The following is a 21,405-nucleotide window of genomic DNA, read 5'->3' as shown; positions in this document are numbered from 1 at the left end:
GCAATCCTCACACCATCGGCAGCACCTTGCTGAATGCGAGCGTCACCAGCAATCCGATCACCGAATCCGCAGTGAGCTGCAACGTCCAGGTGCGCAGGGTTTCTTTTTCGGTCATGCCGCTGAGGCGGTTCACGACCCAGAAGCCGCTGTCGTTCATCCAGGAGCAGAACATCGCGCCGAAGCCGATGGAAGTGAAGAGATACACCGGATGGCAGCCGAGCGCGCCCCCCGCGATCATCGGAGCCATGATCGAGGAGGTGGTCAGCATCGCCACCGTGGCAGAGCCTTGCGCCACGCGAACGACGGCGGCGACGAGCCAGCCGAGGAAGATCAAATTGATGCTGTAGCCCTGTGCGAGAGCCTTCACCGCATCGCCCACACCCGCGCTGCGCAGCGCCAGACCGAAGGCACCGCCGGCACTGGTGATGAGAATGATCATCCCGGCGGTTTCGAGCGGCGGACCGACGAGTTCCTCGACCTTCTTCAGGCCAAAGCCGCGCTGCTTTGCCAGCACCCACAGCGAGATCGCTGCGCCGATGAGCAGGGCGATGTTCTTGTGCCCGACGAAGTCCACCCAGGTGCGAACCGTGTCGAACCCTTGCTGACCGCCGAACGCATTCACCATGGTCAACCCCCAGCCGACACCATTCTTGGCTCCGCTGCCCGCCAGTTCGAACACCGTCGTCAGACTGATGAGCAGGATCGGCAGGATGACCGGCGTCATGCTCCAGAAGAACGACGGCAGCTCGCTCTCCGGCTTCGCGCTCACGCCTTGCAGATCGTCGAGCGAGACACCGCCCGTGGCACGCAGCGGCACGTCGGTCTTCTTGTTCAACCACTGGCTCACCATGAAGCCGAAGACGCAGGTGATCGCGCCGATGACCAGGCCGCCGAGCAGCGACTCGCCCACATTGAGGTGCAAATCATCCACCACCGCCACTGGCCCCGGATGCGGCACCGTCATCGAATGCGTCACCGTGCCACCGCAACAGACGGCGAGAATGTAGAGCGTGTAGTCCTTCCCCGTGCGCATGCGCAGCGCCATCGCCAGCGGAGCCATCAGCATGAACATGGTGTCGAAGAAGATCGGCGCGCTCAGGATGAACGTGCTCCACAGCAGCGCCCAGCCCGCTCGTTTCTCGCCAAAGAACGCCAGGAAGCGCCGCACCACCTTGTCGGCGGCACCGCTCTCCATCAGGCACATGCCGATGATCGCCGCTAGAGCGATGGAGATCGCAATGTCACGTGCCGTGTCGCCCAGCCCTTTGGAAACCATCTCCACCACGCCCACCATCGACGACATCGCCTTCGTCTTGCCATCCTTCTGCACGATGTCCCACGAGTCCTTGTTCGTCATCAGACCCGCCAGCATCGCCGCGAGCACCAGTGCCACAAAGGCATGCATGCGCAGTTTGCTGATGCCGATGATGATGATGGCGACGCTGACAGCGAGAACGACGAAGGGCCAGTAGCTGGCCGTGGTGGCGGCGAGGTGAAACATGGGCGCGATGCTGGCGGCCAGCCGCAATCACGTCAAGACATTCAACAGTGGACTCTCCCTGCTCTCACGATTCGTCACAAAGCGCATCAAAACTGCCTCGAATTGCCTGCTATCAGCGTCTTTTAGCTGACCTCTGGGAGGCGGTCTCACATGGTCCACCCCTGAATTTTCGCTGGCGCAACCGCCCCGGACGACTACTATCCGCCCACTCTCGCCCGAGATGGTGACCGTAGTTCAAAGGTAGAGCCCCAGATTGTGATTCTGGTTGTTGCGGGTTCGAATCCCGTCGGTCACCCCATTTTTCACTGGAGCGCCAGTGTTCCAGCGGCTTGAGTCGCCGCCACGCATGGACACGCTGGAAACCATCCTCGGCCACACTTTTCGCGATCCCGCGCTGCTCCAGCTTGCGCTCACTCATGGCAGCGTCGGCTATGAGAACCAACGTCCGCAAGCTGATAACCAACGCCTCGAATTCCTCGGTGATGCCGTGCTGCAACTGGCGCTCTCCCATCTGCTCTACTCGCGCTCACCAAAGGCTGACGAGGGAGTGCTGACCAAAGCACGTGCACAGCTTGTCTCCACGAAAGCCCTGGCCCGCCTCGCCCGGCAGATCGGCCTAGGTACGCATTTGATTCTCGGGCGCGGGGAGGAAGCCAATGGCGGACGCGATCGCGATTCCACGCTGGCAGACGCACTGGAGGCCGTCGCAGGTGCCATTTATCTCGATGCCGGCAATGCTGCCGCGCACCAATTTGCTACTCGCCTGTTCACGCCGGATCTCGACGCACTGGAGCAAGGACCGCTGGAGCGCAATCCCAAAGGAGAGCTGCAGGAGCTCATTCAAGCAAGTAATGCCACTCCGCCCGTGTATTCCATCGTCGCTGCGGATGGTCCAGATCATGCGAAGAGCTTCTGCGCGGCCGTTTCGTGGCTGGGACACGAACTGGGGCGCGGGAACGGCCGCAGCAAGAAAGAAGCAGAAACCGAAGCCGCCCAGGCAGCCTTGGAAAGCATCACCCTGAAAAAACTGCTGCGAAAAACGTGTGAAGATTCCGTGAGCAATCCTGAAAAGCCGGCCCCTGAGGCCAACAACTGAACGTTGTTCCATCCGATTCACAGCAACCCCAAAAAGCGTTCACAGCATCACGCGATGTGGAACCCTTGTGAATCCAAGGCAGAACACCGTTGTTGCAGTTGTTCGCAGTCCTTACGGATAAGAAGGTTCAGGCAAATGTACTCATCCCAATCATAAGCGTTGGGAACAAGTCACTGCAGCGGCCAGAACAATGGCACCAATGCCAGCACGACGAGCAGCATGACAAAGGTGAGACCACCGCCTACTTTGATGAAGTCAGCAAATCGGTACTTGCCAGGGCCATAGACGAGGATGCAGCTTGGCTCGAAGGGAGTCAGCACGGAGGCGGACGCGCTGAGCATGACGCCGATGGCAAAAGCCCGTTGATTGACTCCCATGCTCGCCGCCGCTTGCAAGGCCACCGGCAGTACGACGAGCGCCGCGGCGGCGTTCGACATTGGCTGCGTGAGCAAGATGGTCAGCAGACAGAAGCCGGCGAAGACCGCGAAGACACCCCATGGCTGAAGCAGCGTGGTGATGGTGTCTGCGACCATCGCCGACGCACCTGACGACTTCATCGCCTCCCCGAAGGCCATCATGCCGCCGATGAGGATGAGCAGCCGCCAGTCAATGTTCGCGTAGGCGTTCTCCAACTTGATGCACCGCGTTAGCACCGCCAGCAAAGCGACGATGACAAACGCGATAGTGTCCGGCACCCAGTCGAAGCTGCTGAGCAACACGGCGAGCACAAAAGCGCCTAGCAGCATGAAACCACGTCGACGTGATTCGGCACTGAACTGGTGCTGCGCCATCACGAGCATCTCACCTCCCTCCTCGACGGCACGGAAGCGCTCGGAAGGGCCCTGCAGAAGCAGCACGTCACCTGCACGCAGTTTTTCGTCCGCCATGTGGTGTGTGAGGGCACGATCGCCACGCGTGAGGGCAAGGACGGAAAGCCCCGTCCGCTGTCGGAAGTTCCCTTCCCGCAGGGAATGGCCGACGAAGCCCGAACGCGGCGCGATGACCACCTCGGCGACCTGCGCGTCCCGCATGTCCACGCCGGAGCTGCGCAGTGTCACATCCTCCAGGATGTCGATACCCTCGATTTTCTTCACCTTGATCAAGTTTTCCACTTTTCCAGCCACCAGCACGACATCACCCTCTGCGAAGCGCAGATGAGGCGCCGCGTCATACTGCTGGTCATCCCGGCGGATTTTGAGCACCTGGAACTCCAGCGCAGAAAAGTCAGAATCGAACGCTTCCTGCCCGATGAGCGGCGAATGCGGCAGCACGACGACTTCAGCGAGGAACTCACGCATCGCGTCGCCGCCAGAAGCAGCATCACGATCACGCTCCGGCACCAAGCGGGTGCCGATAAACACCATGTAAAGAATCCCGGTGAAAAGGATGACCAGGCCGACAGCAGTGAACTCAAACATGGTGAACGGCTTGAGCCCAAGTTTAGAGATCGCGCCACTCACCGCGACATTCGTCGATGTGCCGATGAGCGTGCAGGTGCCGCCCAGCAACGAAGCAAAAGCCAGCGGCATGAGCAGACGCGAAGGCGGGATCTTCAGGCGCCTCGCCAGACCCGTCACCGGTCCCACGAACACGGCGGTGACCGTGGTGTTGTTCATGAAGGCGGAAACACCGCCCACGACGGCCATCATGAACATCATGAGTCGTTTTGGCTGTGTGCCGAAAGTCTGCGCCAGAACTCCACCCATCAGATCCAGCACACCCGTCTCACGCAAAGCCGCGCCGATGACGAAAATCGCCGCCAGCAGGATGATGACACGGTCCCCGAAGCCGGCGAAAGCCTGGTCTGCCCTCAAGATTCCGCAGAGCACGAGCACGCAGAGCATCGTTAGCGTCACCAGGTCCACGGAGATTTTTTCCGTGGCAAAAGCGATGACGGCGACGACGAGCAGTCCGATGACGATCCAGGCTTCCATGAGAAGAGCATTCTTCGCGCAGAGTAACGACACGCTCAAGGCGCAAGCCATGCGCGAGGCAAGGTTTTGGAAGCATTTTGTCCTGGCCGGCGTTACTTCGCGCCCAACACCATGCGTTTCTGCACACGTCTCCTCCTGTTTGCCGCCTTTGTCAGCCTGAATGCCGCCGCCGCGCCGCGGGCGGAGCATGTCTTCATCATCAGCATCGACGGCGGCAAGCCGGCGGTGATTGCCGAGGCCGAGGCACCCACGCTGAAAAAGATCGCTGCTGAAGGTGCTGTGACATGGCAGGCGAGCACGATTTTTCCTTCGATCACACTGCCGTCTCACACGTCCATGCTCACTGGCGTGGGCCCTGACAAGCATCAGATCCTTTGGAACGGCTACACACCGATCAAAGGCTTCGTGAAAGTGCCCACAGTGTTCTCGCTGCTGAAAGCTACGGATCCAAAGGCCGTCACCGCCATGTTCGTCGGCAAGGTGAAGTTCCGCCACCTGTGGCTGAAGGACTCGCTTGATCTCTTCGACTTCGGCGGTCCGCAATCGTCGCAACCCGTCGCTGGCGCTCCTGAAATCGAAAAAGATAAGAAGCCCTCGCAGATGGTTGCGAAACAAGCCGCCGCGTGGCTGAAGGAACAAAAGCCGCGTCTGTGCTTCATTCACTTTCCTGATGTCGATACCGCCGGTCATAAGGACGGCTGGGGATCTCCCCAGCAGAAAGAAGCCCTCAAAGTCACCGATCAGGCGCTGTGGCAGGTGTGGCAGGCCATCAAGGAAGCCGGGATCGCCGATTCGAGCGTCATGCTCATCAGCGCCGATCATGGCGGGCACGACAAAACCCACGGACTCGACATTCCAGACGACATGATCATTCCCTGGGTCGCCTGGGGCAAAGGAGTGAAGAAAAACTTCACCATCACCGACAAGGTCACCACCTACGACACCGCCGCCACGGCTCTCTGGCTGCTCGACGTGCCCGTGCCGGCCGAATTCGACGGCAAGCCGGTCACAAGCGCCTTTGAGTGATCGTTCCGAAAGAAAAACCCGTGAGCAGGACGCTTGGCCTTGCCAAAACAGGGCCGGTTTCCTAACCTCACGCTTCTTATGAGCGAAAAATCATCCGTGAACTGGGAACAGTTGGAAGCGAAGCCGGAATTCCGCGCGCTGCTGGCCCGCAAATGGCGCTTCATCGTCAGCTCCACGATCTTCTTTGTGGCCTACTACTTCGCTCTGCCGGTGCTCGTCGGCTATTTCCCGACGCTGATGAAGAAGGAAGTCATCGGCCGCATCAATTGGGCCTACCTCTTCGCTCTCTCGCAGTTCTTCATGGCCTGGGCGCTCGCCTTCATCTACACGCGTAAAGCAGCGCAGTGGGATAAAGAAGCCGCCGCCGTGATCGCCGATCACTAAACTTCAGAAGACACACGACATGACGATCGCAGTATGGATGTTCCTCGCCTTCGTGGTTGCCACGCTCGGCATCACAATTTGGGCCGCCAAGAAAAACACCAGCGCGGGGGCCTACTTCGCCGCCGGACGCAGCATCACCGGCTGGCAGAACGGTCTCGCCGTCGCGGGTGATTACATGAGCGCCGCTTCATTCCTCGGCATTTCGGGAATGATCGCGTTGTTCGGCTACGACGGCTTCATGTACTCCGTCGGCTGGCTCGTCGCTTATCTCACGGTGCTCATCGTGGTGGCTGAGCCGCTGCGCAACGCGGGCAAATACACCATGGCTGACTTGCTCGCGTATCGTCTCACGCCACGGCCCGTTCGTGCGATGGCGTCGCTGAGCACGATCACCGTTTCGACGTTTTACATGGTCGCGCAGATGATCGGCGCGGGCACGCTGGTGAAGCTGCTGCTCAAAGACCTGCCCTGGATCAGCACGGAGGCCGCCATCATCGGCGTGGGCGTGCTCATGGTCGTTTACGTCGTCTTCGGCGGCATGCTGGCCACCACCTGGGTGCAGATCATCAAGGCCATCCTGCTCATGACCGGCACAATCTTCCTCAGCGTGCTGGTGATGAAAAATTTCGGCTACAGCTTCTCCAAGTTCTTCGACGCCATTGCCAACCTGACCTACGTCGATGCCAAAACGAAACTCGAAGTCACGCGCAACTTCCTCGAACCCGGCATGAAATTCGGTGCCGAGGTCACGAAGGGCTGGGGACCGCTTGATCTGATCTCGCTTGGCCTGGCGCTCGTGTTTGGCACCGCCGGACTGCCGCACATCCTCGTGCGCTTTTACACCGTGCCAGATGCCAAGACCGCCCGCGTCTCCGTCGTGTGGGCCATGGTCATCATTGGCACGTTTTACATCCTTACCACATTCCTCGGCTTCGGTGCCGCCACGATCCTGAAACCCGACCACATTGTCACTGACAACATGGCGGCCCCGCAGCTCGCGGAAACCCTCGGCGGGCCGATCTTCTTCGCGTTCATCAGCGCGGTGGCCTTTGCGACCATTCTCGCTGTCGTCGCCGGCCTTACCATCAGCGCCAGCGCCTCTTTCGCGCACGATTTCTACTCCAACGTGCTGCATCACGGCAAAGAGAACCGTCCCGGCCAGGAAGTGAAAGTGGCTCGCATCACCGCCTTCGTCGTCGGTGCCATTTCGATCTTCCTCGCCATCAAACTGCAGAACGTGAATGTCGCCTTCCTCGTCGGCCTCGCCTTTGCCGTCGCCGCGAGCGCCAATCTGCCCGTCATCGTGCTGAGCATCTTCTGGAAGAAATTCAGCACTACTGGAGCCGTGCTTGGTCTCGCTGTCGGTCTGGTCAGCAGCATTGTACTCATCATTTTGAGCCCCAGCATCATGGGCATCGACGGACCTGAAGTGGTCGCTGCGAAACGTCATCTCATTCAAGCCAACGCCATCTTCCCGCTCACCAATCCCGGCATTCTCAGCATTCCGCTCGGCTTCCTTGCCGCGATCATCGGATCCTTGCTGAAACGCGAGCCGGAGGCGGAAGCCAAGTTCACCGAGCTCAAAGTCCGCGCCCACACCGGCTTGGGTGCCGAGAAAGCCACGGCACATTGATTGGAAGTGATGCGGGCACTCCTGCCCGCAATTGAACGCTTTTTGCGGGCAGGAGTGCCCGCATCACTTCAAGTGCAGCACGGACACGGCTGCACGAAATGCCCTGGCGACACCTCTTTGAGGCTCAGGTCCATCCTCGTGCTCTCCTCCCACTTCGGGTGCTTCATTCGATGACCGAAAGCGCAGCCCGCAGGCGGATTGATCGGCGAGGGCACATCGCCTTTGAGCAACTGGCGCTCACGGCGCTTCGTTGGGTCCGCGATGGGGATCGCATCGAGCAGCGCCTTCGTGTAGGCGTGGCGTGGGTTTTGATAAAGCTCGGCCGCCGGGGCCATCTCGACGATTTTGCCGAGGTACATCACCGCCACGCGGTCGCTCATGTGCTGCACGACGCTCAAATCATGCGCGATGAAGAGATACGCGAGGGCAAAGTCCCGCTGAAGCTCCAGCAGCAGATTCAGAACCTGCGCCTGCACGCTGACATCGAGCGCGGAAACCGGTTCGTCACACACGATGAGCTTCGGCTTCAGTGCCAAGGCCCGCGCGATGCCGATGCGCTGTCTTTGGCCGCCGCTGAACTCGAAAGGATAGCGAAACACGGCATCCGCAGGTAGTCCAACACGCTTGAGCAGCTCCGCCGCCCATTCGCTGCGTTCAGCTCGTGTGCCCATCTTTTGAATGATGAACGGCTCCTCCAGAATCTGCCCGATAGTGTGACGCGGATTCAGCGACTCCGCGGGATCTTGAAACACCATCTGCATCTCACGGCGGATCGTCCGCAACGCACTCTGCGACTGTTTCGAGATGTCGTGGCCATTGAACTGGATGCTGCCCGCCGTCGGTTTGAGCAATCTCACGACCGATTTCGCCACCGTGGACTTCCCGCAGCCGCTTTCGCCGACGAGCCCGAGCGTCTCGCCCGGCTGGAGATCAAAGCTCACACCATCCACCGCCTTGCACGTGGCTTTCGTCGTGTAAAACACGCCACCACGCACCGGGAAGTGCATCTTGAGGTTCTGGACGGTGAGGAGGCTCATGAAGCAGACAATTGTTGGGCGAAACAAGCGCAGGCCTCGACGCCGTGGCCGTGGCCGCAGTCTTTCCAAGGCTGGCGTTGGCTCAAAACGCTGTCGTCGTGCTTGTTCGGGCAGCGAGAGGCGAAACGGCAGCCGGCGGGCATGTCGCGGAGGCTGGGAACCATGCCGGGGATGACGGGGAGGTCGGTCTTTGGCGGGTGATCGAGCTTCGGCAGGCAGCGGATGAGGCCCTGCGTGTAGGGGTGCAATGGTTTGGCAAAGATCTCATGCACCGGGCCGCGCTCGGCGATGCGCCCGGCATACATGACGGCGACGTCGTCGCAGACTTCGGCGATGACGCCGAGATCGTGCGTGATGAGGATGACGGCCATGCCGGTTTCGCGCTGGAGACGTTTGAGCAAGTCGAGAATCTGCGCCTGCACGGTGACATCGAGCGCCGTGGTCGGCTCATCGGCAATGAGCACCTTCGGATGGCAGGAGAGCGCCATGGCGATCATCACACGCTGGCGCATGCCGCCGCTGAGCTGATGCGGATACTCATTCACGCGTTGATCCGGAGCTGGAATGCCGACCCATTCCATCAGCTCAACGGCACGCTTGATCGCCTTTTCAGATGACATCGGCTCGTGGAGCTGGATCGCCTCGATGATCTGTCTTCCGACACGCTGCACGGGGTTCAAAGCCGTCATCGGCTCCTGGAAGATCATCGCGATGTCGTTGCCGCGAATCTTCCGCATCTCCTCAATCGGCAGCTTGGTCAAATCGCGGCCTTCCAGCAGCACCTCGCCGCCCAGGATGCGTCCTGCGGGCTGGGGCAGCAGGCGCATGAGGCTCATGGCCGTCACACTTTTGCCGCAGCCGCTCTCACCGACGACGCCGAGCGTCTTGCCAGCCTCCAGCGTGAAATCGACATCGTCCACCGCCGTGAGCAGGCCGTTGTCGGTCTGGAAGCCGACACGCAAGTTCCAAACTTCGAGCAAAGGGGCCGCCATCACTTGGTTCCTCCTGATTTGAGGTTGTGATCAAAGACTTGATCGACTTCGGGGAAGGTTTTGCCGCTGCGCATCGCGGCCTCGGTCTCGCGTTTCACGTCTTCGTCGATCCAGTGGAGATGATTCGACATGGGCAGCTCGCTCACAGCCACATTGAAGGTCTTTTCCGGCCACTTCACCCAGCGCCAGTAGGCCACGCGGTAGTAGTTCTGCTCGTAGCCTGGAATCCAGGCCGCCTCGTCATGAATGATCTGATCCGCGCCCCATGACGCTTCGCGGATTTGCTCGATGGTGGTGGCACGGCGCTCGTCCTCGCAGAATTTGTCCATGCGCGGATCGGCGAAGCTGGTGAGGTTGTTGGTGTTCGGCTTCGGCGTCTTGCCGTCCTCCATGAAGGCGTCCTTCGAATGCCAGGCCTGGTAGTGATCGGGGATCGGCGGCGTGACGCTGAAGGCGACGGACGCGGCCTGATGCTTCTTCTGCGTGGCCTTTTGGAAGTAGGCGGTGCTTTCGAGGCCTTCGAGTTTGTATTCGAGGCCGGCCTTGATCGCCTCCTCCTTGAGGCGCTGCATGACTTTTTGCACGATCTCGGTCTTGCGATGCAGGATCGTCACGCTGAGACGCTCGCCTTTGTCGTTCACGAGGACGCCGTCGTTGCCGAGCTTCGTGTAGCCCGCCTTGGCAAAATGCTCGCGGGCGAGCTGCACATCGAAGGGCCGAGCTTTGAGCGGTGGATCGCCGATGAGCGGGAAGCCTTCGCTGAAGCTGTTGAGTCGCTGGAAGTCGCCGCGCAGATCGAAGTCGATGACCTTCTGGTAGTTCGTGGCGTAGCTGAGGCCGAGGCGCACGTCCTTGTTGTTCAGCGGCGGCATGGCGCAGTTCAGCCACAGGCCGGCGTGGGAGCCGGGCCAGATGTTGTAGAACTTCGTCTTGTGGATGTAGCCTTTGTGCACCTCCGGGATCTCCAGCTTCTCATACCAGTATTCCGGGATGCCCATCGTGATCTGCTCCACGTCGAGCTCGCCCTGCCGGAAAAGCTCCAGCACCTTGTCCTGCAGGCGGATCACGCGATACACGATGCGGTCCACGTTGAAGCGGTGCTTGTAGAATTTCTTGTCGCGTGCCCACCAGTTCTTCACGCGGGAAAGTGTCACGCTGCGGCCGAACTGGATGTCCTCCTCGTGAATCACGTACGGCCCGGCGGTTGGACGGCAGCGCCACTGGTAGCGCTGCTCGAAGTCCGGCCCGAACTCGCGGTAGAAGTGCCGCGACATCGGTGTGGTGCTCACATAATACGGCGCGAGCGGCTTTGGATCAGCGAGCGTGATGGACAGCGTGCGGGCATCGTAGCGGGTGATGTTCGAGTAGTTCGTGCCATACCACTCGTTGCCGAAGGGGTTCTTCGGATACTCGCTGAGCTGCATGTAGAACTGGTTGAAGAAGTCATCTGCCTCAATGGGCGTGCCGTCGGAGAAGGTCGCGTCGGGATCGAGGCGGAAATAAACCGTGCGGTTATCAGGCGAGACGGCCCATTCCTTCGCCACACACGGGATCACGCGGCCTGTCTCAGGATGCAGGTTGATGAGCGACATCTCCACGTCGTCATATTGATAACCGCGAAAGGAGCTGTTGCTGTTCTCACCAAGCACCCGCAGCGTGGGCGGGAAGGAGAGGATGTAATCCCGAATCGTGCCGCCCTTCTTTGCGTTCGCATCGCCGATCTCCGGCTCGTCCATGCCGTTTTCCCACTTCAAATCGGCCGGAACATCCTCTGGCTTCGCGAAGGTGAAGTACTCGGGCTTTTTCAGCCGCTCGCGCACTTTGACGAGTTCGGCCTCCAGCTCGGCTTTTTTGGCAGCGTCGGTCTCCTTGGCGAGTTGAGCCGGAATATCCTTCTCCTGGCTCTGCAAGCCCTCCAGCACCTTCTTATTGTAGAAGCCCCAAAACGCCTCGCGCTCCTTGGTGCCATCGTAAGGCGGGAAATCGGCCGCATGAAGCGCCCCGCCAGCCAGGAAGGCCAGCAGCACCAAGCACTGGGCACTGAGCACTAGATTCTTCATTGGTAAGTCGTGAACTTCTTCGGATCAAAAGCCTCCCGCAGCGCCTCGCCGACAAAGGTGACGAGCAGGAGGATGAAAACCATCGCGGCGAACATCGAGGTGGAGATCCACAGCGCGGAAAGATGGTTCACCCCATCATCAAAGAGCCAGCCCCATTGCGGATAGGTCTCCGGCAGGCCAAAGCCGAGGAAGGCGAGCGCGGTGATGGATGAAATGATGCCGGCGACGCTGAAGGGCACGTTGGTGACCACGGTGGCGAGCATGTTCGGCAGCAGGTAGCGCGTGAGGATGCGCCAGGTGCTGGCGCCTTGCAGGCGGGCGGCGGAGATGTAGTCGCGCTCCTTCTCCTTGTAGGCCAGCGCACGCAGCGAGTAGGTGAGGCTCGTCCACGAGAAGAGGCAGATCACAGCGAGCAGGATGACGAGATTCATCTCCGCCACGGTGATGATGCTCACCACGATCATCACGATGTAGAGGAAGGGCAGTTCCTCGATGATTTCGATGATGCGCTGCATCGTGATATCGAACACACCGCCCAGGAAACCCATCAGCGAGCCGATGATCATGCCGACGCCGTAGGTGAAGACCAGATAGAGCACGATGGCCTTCAGATTGACCTGCCAGCCGCCGTAGATCTGCGCCAGCACATCCCAGCCCTTGCTATCTGTGCCGAGATAATGACCCGCCTTCCACAGCGGCGGGATCGGCGGATAAATCGTCACCTCATACGGCGTGACCGCCGCCTTCTCGAATTCCTCCTGCGGCATCTCACCCGTCCACTTCTCGCGATCCTTCACCCCCGCCTTGTAGAAGGCCGAAAAGGCCAGCGCACCGTTTTTGGCAAAGCCCTGCGACTCGCCATCGGGCACGCCCTTGCGGAAACGCGTGTCGGTATGCTTCTGCGCAGGCAGATCCACATACGAGGTGCGTGCGCGGCCGGAATACGGCTCCGTTTCACCGGGCTTGAACCATTTTCCATCGCGCTGCTCCAGCGTGATGGATTGCAGCGTGTCGGAATCGAGCACCGGATCCCATGGCACGAGAGGCATGAGCACAAATCCGCGCTTCTCCTTGCTCAACTGCTGCTTCAATTCGCGGTAATTCACCTCCTGCTCGCCCTGGAGGCCAAAATCCTGCGCCTGGTAGCGCTTCGTCACGAAGGCCGGGAAAGTCGTCTTCCCATCGCAGCGCACCATCAGCGCCCGTTTGCCCACGATGATCTGATCGAGCATCGCCAGGGCGATCAAGGCCAGCAGGATGCGAAACGACCACCAGCCGCGTCCAATGCTGCGAAAGCGGCGGAAGCGCTGCAAGGTCACCGGCGTCCAGCGGATCTCACGCGGCAGGAGCAGCAGTCCCAGCACGCCACCCGCGATCAGGAGCACGGAAGTGGCCCAGCCAAAGACACGGCCATTGCTGAAGAACCACGACACCGTGGGAATTAGCAGCCCGCCCAGCTCGCCGAGGATCGCGAGAGCGCCGAGGATGATCGCGGTGATGGAGAGTTTGCGGTTCATCACTCAAATCGAATGCGCGGATCGAGCCGCGCGGTGATCATGTCGGAAAGCACGTTGCCGAGCATGAGCAGCAACCCGCCGACCGTGACGGTGCCCATGACGATGGGGTAATCCTTCTCCAGCAGCGCGTTGAAGCCCATGAGGCCAAAGCCATCGATGTCGAAGATGCGCTCGATCAGGAAACTGCCCGCCACAAGCACCGTGAGGGCCTGCCCCATCGTCGCGGCGGCGGGGATGAAGGAATTCCGCAGCGCATGGCCGATGACGGCTTTTTTGAACTCCACACCCTTCGCCACGGCGGTGCGCACATAATCGCTGGCCAGCTGATCCAGCAGGTTGTTCTTCACCAGCATCGTCAATCCGGCGAAACTGCCGACCATGTAGCAACAGAGCGGCAGCACGGCGTGATGGAAGAGATCGTAGATTTTGCCAAAGAAGCCGAGCTCCGCGAAATCCGCGCTCACAAAGCCCTCCAGCGGGAACCAGCGCAGTCGAGCGGCAAACAACACCATCAAGAACACGCCGAGCACGAAGCCGGGAATCGCGTAGCCGAAGAAAATGAGCACCGAAGTGGCCGTGTCGGTTGGTGTGCGATGCTTGATGGCCTTCAGCACGCCCAGCGGCACGCACACCATGTAGGTGAGGATGATCGACATCACGCCGTAAAACAGCGAGATCGGGAAACGGCGCTTCATCATCGTCCAAACCGGCTCCGAGTAGCGTGTGGAGTCACCGAGGTTGCCTTGCAGCACGCCGGAGAACTTCGGTTGGTAGATCAGCGCCACATACGGCTGCGGTTTGTCGAGCTTTTGGCCCGGATTCGCCTTCTCCCACTCCTGCTTCTGCTTCTCCGGCGTGATGATGCGTGCCCGCCACGCGGAGGTATCCACATCCTTCAGCGGAACGATCTCCGCCTCATCCTTCGCATTGCGCTTTACCGTCACCACATTCGCGGTGCCGGGCAGTTTGACCTCGGTTTCCGTCTTCCCTTCCGCAAAGTCCGCCCGGGAGCGGTTTGTGTCCTTCGGCCAGGCACCCAGCCACGAGGCGTAGGCGATCAGGAAGGGCTTGTCGTGCCCGTACTGTTCCTGGAGCTTCAAAAGCTGCGCCGGCGTGAGGCCGCTCGACTGCTGGCGGCTGCTGCCACCTCGCTGCCCATCGCTTTTCATCCGTGCCTCCAGCAGCGCCTGCTCCATCGGCCCGCCCGGCGTGAAGCGAATGATGAAAAACACCACCAGCGTCATGCCGACAAGTGTCGGCGGGATGAGCAGCAGGCGGCGGATGAGATAAGCGGTCATTCAGCGGGTTGGAGGCGGGGAAGACGAAAAATCTCCGACATTACGAGCGCGGAGACAAGAATTTGTGTGTGTTTCGCGGGAAGTTGACACAAATGCAGCCCGCATGGAAGGCTGGCGGCGCATGAAACGCGTGACCACCGCACTCCGTCTGACATGGCTCCTGGCGGGTGTTATCGGTATTTCGGGCTGCGCGGACTCTTTCGCGATCAAAAACGAGGCCGTGCCTGCGGAGATGCAAAGCCAGCTCCAGGCGCAGGCGGTGCCGGCTTCCGAGCTGAAGGTGATCAGAGGCGGCCTCAATGTGCGCACGCAGAGCCAACCGCCGCCCGAGGGCGTGCTGCGAGTGCCGATGTATTACGAGAACGGCATCCCGCACATCAAAGTCAGCCTCAACGGCCGCAAGCCGAAGAAGTTCATGCTCGACACCGGTGCGACCTTCAGCGTGTTCGATGCGGAGCAGGCCATCGAGTATGGCATGCGCACCGTGCCGCAGGTGCGGCCGGTCATGGCGGGCGTGCTGGGAAAGGAACCCGGCATGGCGGCGCTGATCCCGACCGTCCAGATCGGCTCCTGGAAATTGGAGAACCTGCCGTGCATCATCCGCATGCAGCGCACCGCATGGGGCACCGGCATTTTGAAGGAGCATCTGGGCATTTCCGTGCTCGGTGTGCACCTGGCGGCGAAGCACTGCAAGTATCTCACGCTCGATTTCCTCAAGGAGCAGGTCGAATTCGGCTTCACCCGTGGCTTTGCCGGGAAGACACGCAAGCACATGCACCAGACGAAGCTGAGCATGGCCCGCGGCGTGCCGACGACGTTGCTGAAGCATGGCAAGATCGCCTGGGAGGCGGTCGTCGATTCGGGTTCGGTGTTTGGTGTGCAGTTGGATCAAAACATCGCCCAGCAACTAGGCTACCGGAACGGCGGCTGGCATGTCGGTGGCAATTATCTCATCACCGGCGTCGGCGGCGCCCAGTCACCGAAGGACGCGAAGGTGCGCGTGCTGGAGTTCAATGCGCTCGGCCTTTTCGGCTCGTATTATCCCTTCGCGGAGGTGGATGTCATGCCCGGCCCCTCGCTGCTCGGCACCTACCTGTTGGAAGACTACCGCGTGACGCTGGATTTCGAGCACAAGGTGCTCGTGGTCGAGTGGGGGTGAGCAAATCGAACGTCCATGCTTCGCTTGAATCGTAGATTTTTGCGACGACATCGCAACAGCGCAAGGGAGGCGCATAAAAGTTCAAAAAAAATAACATGACGGTTGCAAAGCGGTGCTCGTCTCCCTATCCTGGAAGTCCTTGTGAAATTTTTCACAAGCATTTTTGCTGATCTTTTTCTATGGGTAACTTTTTTCCGCGCTGGTCCAACTGGCTTCCTCTCAAGCTGGCCATTGCCGTCGTGTTCATTGCCTTCGGCGTGAGTGTCGGCGTTGCCTATTATTTCACACCGAAATACACGCGTGTGGGTTATGAGCCGACACAGCCGGTTCCGTTCTCACACAAGATTCACGCCGGACAGCTCGGCCTCGATTGCCGCTACTGCCACAGCTTTGGGGAGGCCTCCAGCCACTCGAACGTCCCCACGAACCAGACTTGCTTCAACTGCCACGGTCAGGGGAAGGGCGGCATCCGCGCCACGTCTCCGAAGCTGGAGCTGGTGCAGAAGGCGAACGAAACCGGCAAATCCATCCCATGGGTGAAGGTCCACAAGGCGCCTGACTATGTTTACTTCAATCACAGCGCCCATTTGAACCGCGGCATCTCCTGCGTGGCCTGCCACGGCCGCATTGATGAAATGGAAGTCGTCCGTCACGATCAGCCGCAGTCCATGGGCTGGTGCCTCGACTGCCACCGCAACCCCGAGAAGAATCTGCGCCCGCTCGATTACGTCACGAAACTGGCCTTCAAGCCCGCTGACCTGAAGCGTGACGAGTTTTACAAGAGCCTGCTCGACAAAAAAGTGCCTGCGGGTGAAATCGCGGCCGCCATCGGCGGCGAAGGTGCGAAGGCCGACGACCTCGGCGCGCTGCTCGCCCTCGCGGAGAAAACTTACGGCAAGGAAGTGACCCAGACGGAAGTGGGCACGCAACTCAAGAAGCACTGGCAGATCCAGCCGCCGGAAAACTGCACCGCCTGCCACCGCTAAACCCGCCGCCCCTTTTCCTGACACATGAAACGCATTTGGAAGCATCCCGAGGAGCCGCAGAACGCCAAGCGCTACTGGCGCAGTGTCTCCGAACTGGAGCGTCGTGAGAATTTCCTCAAGGATCTGGGCCGCGAATTCCCCGCTGGCGATACCCTGACCGAAGAAGAGCGTGAGAACGGCCGTCGTGACTTTTTGAAAATCATGGGCGCCAGCGTGGGCCTGATGGGCCTCGCCTCCTGCCGTCGTCCGCTGACGACCATCCTGCCCTACACCCAGCACGTCGAGTGGATGGTGCCGGGCAAGGCGCTGATGTATGCCACCACGATGCCGCGCAGCGGTGGTGCCACGCCGCTCGTCGTCACCACGCATGAAGGCCGCCCGACACATGTCACGGGCAACCCGCTCCACCCGCTCGGTGGCGGTGTGGATGCCTTCGCGCAGGCTTCCGTGCTCGATCTTTACGATCCTGAGCGCTCGCAGAAGCCTCTCGGCGCTGGCAAAGAACTTTCCTGGGCCAAGGCGAACGATTTGCTCGCCGCCGCCGCCGCCGAGGCGAAAAAAGGTGCCGGAATTGGCATCGTGACCGGAGCCACAAGCTCCCCGACCTACCTGCGTCTCCTCGCCGAGGTGAAGGCCGCCTTCCCGCAATCGAAACTATTCCAATACGAAGCTGCCGGTGGCGAAGGCCAGCCTGCGGCGAACAAGGAAATCCTCGGAGCGGGCGTGAAGTCCTTCGTGAAGCTCGGCTCCGCGATGCGCATCCTCTCTTTGGACTGCGATTTCCTCGGTCTTGATCCAGTCGCTGGCGAGCCGATCTCCGCTTTCACAAAGCACCGTGCGAAGGACGCCAAGGCGGCGGACATGAATCGTCTCTACGTTCTTGAAAACCGTTACACGCTCACCGGCGGCATGGCGGATCACCGCAAGGCTCTCCCAGCCAGCTTGATTCCTGCCGCCGCTGCCTTGATCGCCGCCGAACTTGGAGACGCCTCCGCCAAGACGCTTGCCGACACGGCTCCTGCCAGCCTGAAGGAGTGGATCGCTCCTGCGGTTCGCGATTTGATCGACAACAAGGGCAAGTCCGTCGTCCTCGCGGGTTCCCGTCACGGTGCGGAAGTGCACGCGCTTGTCGCCTCCATCAACAACGCCCTGGGTGCCTACGGCTCAACCATCGAACTTCTGCAGGACAACACCGCTGCGGAGTTCGGCACCTTCGCCGAACTTCAGGCCGCCGTTTCCGCCGGTCAGATCAAGACGCTCGTTTCGCTCACACCAGCAAACCTGTATTACGACGCGCCAGACGCGGAGTCCTTCAGCAAGCTCGTTACCGAGAAGAAGGTGAAGCTCATCCATGTCGGCATGCTGGTGAACACCACCGCGCGCCACGCCGCACTGCACATCCCTGCGGCCCATTATCTCGAATCCTGGGGTGATGCACGTGCCGCCGACGGCACTTACTCGATCGTCCAGCCGATGATCGCGCCGCTCTACGACGGAGCGAGCAAGATCGAGGTCCTCCTCGCCCTCCTCGGCCGCAAGAAATTCGGTCCGGCCGAGGCTGCCGCGCCTGCGGCCGCCGGTGCGGCCCCCGCAGCGCCTGCTGCTCCGGCGGAAGACGCCGCTTACATCGCCGTGCGTGACACCTTTGCTGCTGTGGTCGGCGGACTCGACGAAACGAAGTGGAATTTCACCCTGCGCGACGGTTTCCTCAAAGGTTCGGCCTTTGCAAAGGCCGGTGCGACGCCGAATGTCGCCGCCGTTGCCGGCATCGTCGCCAAAGCCAAGCCTGCGGCTGCTCCGAGCGACGACGCGCTCGAAATCGTGCTCGCCCCAGACTCCAGCGTGTTCGATGGCCGCTACACGAACAACGCCTGGCTCCAGGAGGCCCCGGATCCTGTGACGAAGCTCACTTGGGACAACGCGGCCTGGATCGGCTCCGTGACGTTCCGTCGTCTTGGCCTCAAAGAAGGCCAGCATGTCAAAATTTCCGTCGGCGGCGCTGAAATCGAAATCCCCGCCATCGAAGCTCCCGGTCATGCGACGAACTCCATCACCCTGCCCCTCGGCTACGGCCAGAAAGGCGTCGGTGTGGTCGGCAGCGATCGCGGTGTGAACGCCTACACGCTCCGCAAGCAACCCGGCGCGTTCGTCTTGAGCGGCGCGAAGGTCGAGGCGCTGGCTACGGTCGCCGAACTCGCGATTACGCAGGATCAGAACACGATGGAAGGACGTGCCATCTACCGCGAAGGCACGCTCGACACCTTCAACCAAGATCCCCATTTCGCCGGCAAAACCGGCATGGACTCCCACATCCCGGAAAATATTTCGTTCTACAAGGGCCAGGTCGGTGTGAAGTCCGACGAAAATCCAGCCGGCTTCGATTACGAGACCAAGCACCAGTGGGGCATGGTCATCGACCTCAGCAAATGCATCGGCTGCACCGCGTGCATCGTCGCCTGCCAGAGCGAGAACAACATCCCCGTGGTCGGCAAAGACCAGGTCCGCAAGGGCCGCATCATGCAGTGGATCCGCATGGACCGCTACTTTGCCGTGCCGAAGTGGGGCAAGAACAATGTCGAGCAGGAAAGTACTTGGGCCGAGGACAATCCGACCCCGGAACAGCTCGAAAACGCCGAGATGGTCAGCCAGCCGATGGCCTGCCAGCAGTGCGAGGCCGCCCCGTGTGAGACCGTCTGCCCTGTGAACGCCACCGTCCACACCGACGACGGCCTCAACGCCATGGCCTACAACCGCTGCATCGGCACGCGTTACTGCGCGAACAACTGCCCTTACACCGCCCGTCGCTTCAACTGGTTCGACTACAACAAGCGCAACCCGCTGACCGAAACGAAGGTGCTCGGTATCAAGATGAACAACCTTTACGCCGGCCCGCTCGGCGAGAAGAAGGAGGACGAAAGCCTCCGCCTGCAGCGCAATCCGAACGTCACCGTCCGCATGCGTGGTGTCATCGAGAAGTGCACCTACTGCGTGCAGCGTCTCGAAAGCGCCAAGATCCTGCAGAAGCAGGTGCAGCGCGACTCGAAGAACTTCCGCGTGCCCACCGACACCGTCAAAACCGCCTGCCAGCAGTCCTGCCCGGCCGACGCGATCGTGTTCGGCGACCTGGCCGACAAAAACTCCGCCGTGGTCAAGGCCAAGGCCTCCCCGCGTGACTACCAGGTGCTTAAATACATCGGCACACGCCCGCGCACGAGCTATCTCGCCCGCTTGCGCAATCCGAACCCGAAAATGCCCGGCGCGGAAAACATCGCCGTGTGGAGCAAAAACCAATTCTAAACCGGACACATGGACGCTTCCGCCACCGCTTCAAACACTCCGCGCATCCTCGACCGCGAGCCGCTGGTCCTGAACAACCGCTCGTACTCCTGGATCACGAACCGCATCTGCGGCATCGTTGAAAACAAGCAGCCTGCCCTCTGGTGGATCCTGTTTGTTCCGTCCGTGCTGCTGACCGGATTGATGGTGTTTTGCTTCGCCTACCTTATCTCCACCGGTGTCGGTGTCTGGGGGCAGAAACAGCCGGTCGCCTGGGCTTGGGACATCACGAACTTCGTGTTCTGGATCGGTATCGGCCACGCCGGAACGCTGATCTCCGCGATTCTTTTCCTCACGCGTCAGAAGTGGCGCACGTCGGTGAATCGCGCCGCCGAAGCCATGACGATCTTCGCCGTAATGTGCGCCGGTCTCTTCCCGGCCTTCCACGTTGGTCGTGTGTGGATGGTGTGGTTCCTCGCCCCGATCCCGAATGCCAACGCCATCTGGCAGAACTTCAAATCCCCGCTGCTGTGGGACGTGTTCGCCGTTTCGACCTACTTCTCGGTCTCATTGGTGTTCTGGTTCCTCGGTCTCGTGCCTGACCTTGCCACCCTGCGTGATCGCTGCCGTCCAGGCCTGAAAAAATTCCTCTACGGCTTGTTTGCCCTCGGCTGGCGCGGTGGCAACCGCCATTGGAGCCACTACGAGACGGCCTACATGCTCTTGGCTGCTCTTTCGACCCCGCTCGTGCTTTCCGTGCACTCCGTCGTGTCCTTCGACTTCGCCACCTCCGTCGTTCCGGGCTGGCATACCACGATCTTCCCGCCCTACTTTGTCGCTGGTGCCATCTTTGGTGGCTTCGCGATGGTGTTGACCCTCATGCTCCCGGTCCGCCGCATCTACGGACTGGATGACCTCATCACGCCGAAGCACGTGGACAACATGGCGAAGATCATTCTGCTCACGGGCACGATCGTCGGCTACGCCTACTGCATGGAGCTTTTCGTGGCCTACTATTCGGGCAATCCGTATGAAGGCGCGGCCTTCACGCTGCGCGGTCTCACCGGTCCGTCCACCTGGGCTTACTACTGGATGTTCGGCTGCAACGTCTTCGCCCCGCAGCTCTTCTGGTCCCGCTGGTGCCGCCACAATGTGTGGATCGTCATGATCGTCTGCATGTTCGTGAACGCTGGCATGTGGTTCGAACGCTACGTCATCATCGCCACCACGCTGGAGCGTCACATGATTCCAGGCTCCTGGCGTGTGTATGAGGCCACCTGGGTCGATAAGTACACCTTCCTCGGCACCTTCGGCTTCTTCATGATGCTCTTCCTGCTCTTCCTGCGTTTCCTGCCCGTCATCGCCATCGGTGAAGTGAAGGGCGTCCTGCCGCAGTCGAACCCGCATCACGACGATCACGGCGAGAAAGGCATCCAGGAGGAAGACCTCATGGACTACTCCGACCGCCACGTCGCCAAACCCGCCGCCGCCTAATTTTCAACCCGC

15 protein-coding genes and 1 tRNA gene are annotated in these 21,405 nt (G+C 60.6%); 9 read left to right on the top strand and 7 right to left on the bottom strand.

The features are described 5' to 3' along the window. Positions 1-7: 7 nt before the first annotated feature. Positions 8-1,501 (bottom strand): GntP family permease, encoded by a 1,494-nt coding sequence (locus tag ACILSE_RS10530; RefSeq protein ID WP_395717349.1) that lies wholly within the window; start codon positions 1,499-1,501, stop codon positions 8-10. A 223-nt stretch (positions 1,502-1,724) separates the two neighbouring features. Between ACILSE_RS10530 and ACILSE_RS10525 the strand changes: the two genes are divergently transcribed. Both ACILSE_RS10525 and rnc read left to right on the top strand, forming a co-directional pair. Continuing rightward, positions 1,725-1,799 (top strand) — tRNA-His (locus ACILSE_RS10525). Positions 1,800-1,847: 48 nt separating this feature from the next. Next, entirely contained in the window at positions 1,848-2,597 is a 750-nt protein-coding gene (rnc, locus tag ACILSE_RS10520) for a ribonuclease III (RefSeq protein WP_395717348.1), read from the top strand. Positions 2,598-2,767: 170 nt separating this feature from the next. Here the strand turns inward: rnc and ACILSE_RS10515 are convergent, their stop codons facing one another. Beyond that, the gene (locus tag ACILSE_RS10515) at positions 2,768-4,531 is read right to left on the bottom strand and encodes an SLC13 family permease (protein WP_395717347.1); all 1,764 of its coding nucleotides are present in this window, start codon (positions 4,529-4,531) and stop codon (positions 2,768-2,770) included. Positions 4,532-4,642: 111 nt separating this feature from the next. On the opposite strand from ACILSE_RS10515, the gene ACILSE_RS10510 reads away from it, so the two are divergent. The 3 genes from ACILSE_RS10510 (at position 4,643) to ACILSE_RS10500 (ending at position 7,574) form a co-directional block, all read left to right on the top strand. After that, entirely contained in the window at positions 4,643-5,557 is a 915-nt protein-coding gene (locus tag ACILSE_RS10510) for an alkaline phosphatase family protein (protein WP_395717346.1), read from the top strand. A 78-nt stretch (positions 5,558-5,635) separates the two neighbouring features. Beyond that, entirely contained in the window at positions 5,636-5,941 is a 306-nt protein-coding gene (locus ACILSE_RS10505; RefSeq protein WP_395717345.1) for a DUF485 domain-containing protein, read from the top strand. A gap of 19 nt (positions 5,942-5,960) precedes the next feature. Continuing rightward, on the top strand, positions 5,961-7,574 hold the full coding sequence (locus tag ACILSE_RS10500; protein WP_395717344.1) for a cation acetate symporter: 1,614 nt from the start codon (positions 5,961-5,963) through the stop codon (positions 7,572-7,574). Between the two features lie 68 nt (positions 7,575-7,642). Here the strand turns inward: ACILSE_RS10500 and ACILSE_RS10495 are convergent, their stop codons facing one another. From ACILSE_RS10495 to ACILSE_RS10475, 5 genes are read right to left on the bottom strand one after another with little or no spacing between them, the layout of a single operon-like run. After that, entirely contained in the window at positions 7,643-8,611 is a 969-nt protein-coding gene (locus ACILSE_RS10495) for an ABC transporter ATP-binding protein (RefSeq protein ID WP_395717343.1), read from the bottom strand. After that, positions 8,608-9,603, bottom strand: a complete 996-nt coding sequence (locus ACILSE_RS10490) for an ABC transporter ATP-binding protein (RefSeq protein ID WP_395717342.1) — start codon at positions 9,601-9,603, stop codon at positions 8,608-8,610. Before ACILSE_RS10490 ends, ACILSE_RS10495 begins: the two co-directional genes overlap by 4 nt. Beyond that, positions 9,603-11,663: an extracellular solute-binding protein gene (locus tag ACILSE_RS10485; RefSeq protein WP_395717341.1), complete on the bottom strand. Its 2,061-nt coding sequence runs from the start codon at positions 11,661-11,663 to the stop codon at positions 9,603-9,605. Before ACILSE_RS10485 ends, ACILSE_RS10490 begins: the two co-directional genes overlap by 1 nt. After that, on the bottom strand, positions 11,660-13,180 hold the full coding sequence (locus ACILSE_RS10480) for an ABC transporter permease subunit (protein WP_395717340.1): 1,521 nt from the start codon (positions 13,178-13,180) through the stop codon (positions 11,660-11,662). Before ACILSE_RS10480 ends, ACILSE_RS10485 begins: the two co-directional genes overlap by 4 nt. Further along, a complete protein-coding gene (locus ACILSE_RS10475; RefSeq protein WP_395717339.1) occupies positions 13,180-14,478 on the bottom strand; it encodes an ABC transporter permease subunit in 1,299 nt (432 codons plus the stop codon). The genes ACILSE_RS10480 and ACILSE_RS10475 overlap by 1 nt, the downstream gene beginning before the upstream one ends. A gap of 130 nt (positions 14,479-14,608) precedes the next feature. On the opposite strand from ACILSE_RS10475, the gene ACILSE_RS10470 reads away from it, so the two are divergent. From ACILSE_RS10470 to nrfD, 4 genes are all read left to right on the top strand, one after another. Next, positions 14,609-15,637 carry a retropepsin-like aspartic protease gene (locus tag ACILSE_RS10470; RefSeq protein WP_395717338.1) on the top strand — a complete coding sequence of 343 codons (1,029 nt, stop codon included), beginning with the start codon at positions 14,609-14,611 and terminating at the stop codon, positions 15,635-15,637. A gap of 179 nt (positions 15,638-15,816) precedes the next feature. Then, the gene (locus tag ACILSE_RS10465; protein WP_395717337.1) at positions 15,817-16,623 is read left to right on the top strand and encodes a cytochrome c3 family protein; all 807 of its coding nucleotides are present in this window, start codon (positions 15,817-15,819) and stop codon (positions 16,621-16,623) included. 24 nt (positions 16,624-16,647) lie between these two features. Then, positions 16,648-19,920 carry a TAT-variant-translocated molybdopterin oxidoreductase gene (locus ACILSE_RS10460; protein WP_395717336.1) on the top strand — a complete coding sequence of 1,091 codons (3,273 nt, stop codon included), beginning with the start codon at positions 16,648-16,650 and terminating at the stop codon, positions 19,918-19,920. A gap of 9 nt (positions 19,921-19,929) precedes the next feature. Next, complete coding sequence (gene nrfD / locus ACILSE_RS10455) at positions 19,930-21,393, top strand: NrfD/PsrC family molybdoenzyme membrane anchor subunit (protein ID WP_395717335.1); 1,464 nt, start codon at positions 19,930-19,932, stop codon at positions 21,391-21,393. Positions 21,394-21,405 lie beyond the last annotated feature (12 nt).

Origin of the sequence: Prosthecobacter sp. (assembly GCF_044236155.1) — a bacterium.
GTDB lineage: Bacteria > Verrucomicrobiota > Verrucomicrobiia > Verrucomicrobiales > Verrucomicrobiaceae > Prosthecobacter.
This window is presented reverse-complemented; position numbering and strand designations above follow the sequence as displayed.

Excerpts from the sequence above, each read along its gene's own strand:
- ACILSE_RS10530 (WP_395717349.1), bottom strand. The coding sequence starts at position 1,501 with ATGTTTCACCTCGCCGCCACCACGGCCAGCTACTGGCCCTTCGTCGTT.
- rnc (WP_395717348.1), top strand. The coding sequence starts at position 1,848 with ATGGACACGCTGGAAACCATCCTCGGCCACACTTTTCGCGATCCCGCG.
- ACILSE_RS10515 (WP_395717347.1), bottom strand. The coding sequence starts at position 4,531 with ATGGAAGCCTGGATCGTCATCGGACTGCTCGTCGTCGCCGTCATCGCT.
- ACILSE_RS10510 (WP_395717346.1), top strand. The coding sequence starts at position 4,643 with ATGCGTTTCTGCACACGTCTCCTCCTGTTTGCCGCCTTTGTCAGCCTG.
- ACILSE_RS10505 (WP_395717345.1), top strand. The coding sequence starts at position 5,636 with ATGAGCGAAAAATCATCCGTGAACTGGGAACAGTTGGAAGCGAAGCCG.
- ACILSE_RS10500 (WP_395717344.1), top strand. The coding sequence starts at position 5,961 with ATGACGATCGCAGTATGGATGTTCCTCGCCTTCGTGGTTGCCACGCTC.
- ACILSE_RS10495 (WP_395717343.1), bottom strand. The coding sequence starts at position 8,611 with ATGAGCCTCCTCACCGTCCAGAACCTCAAGATGCACTTCCCGGTGCGT.
- ACILSE_RS10490 (WP_395717342.1), bottom strand. The coding sequence starts at position 9,603 with ATGGCGGCCCCTTTGCTCGAAGTTTGGAACTTGCGTGTCGGCTTCCAG.
- ACILSE_RS10485 (WP_395717341.1), bottom strand. The coding sequence starts at position 11,663 with ATGAAGAATCTAGTGCTCAGTGCCCAGTGCTTGGTGCTGCTGGCCTTC.
- ACILSE_RS10480 (WP_395717340.1), bottom strand. The coding sequence starts at position 13,180 with ATGAACCGCAAACTCTCCATCACCGCGATCATCCTCGGCGCTCTCGCG.
- ACILSE_RS10475 (WP_395717339.1), bottom strand. The coding sequence starts at position 14,478 with ATGACCGCTTATCTCATCCGCCGCCTGCTGCTCATCCCGCCGACACTT.
- ACILSE_RS10465 (WP_395717337.1), top strand. The coding sequence starts at position 15,817 with ATGGGTAACTTTTTTCCGCGCTGGTCCAACTGGCTTCCTCTCAAGCTG.
- ACILSE_RS10460 (WP_395717336.1), top strand. The coding sequence starts at position 16,648 with ATGAAACGCATTTGGAAGCATCCCGAGGAGCCGCAGAACGCCAAGCGC.
- nrfD (WP_395717335.1), top strand. The coding sequence starts at position 19,930 with ATGGACGCTTCCGCCACCGCTTCAAACACTCCGCGCATCCTCGACCGC.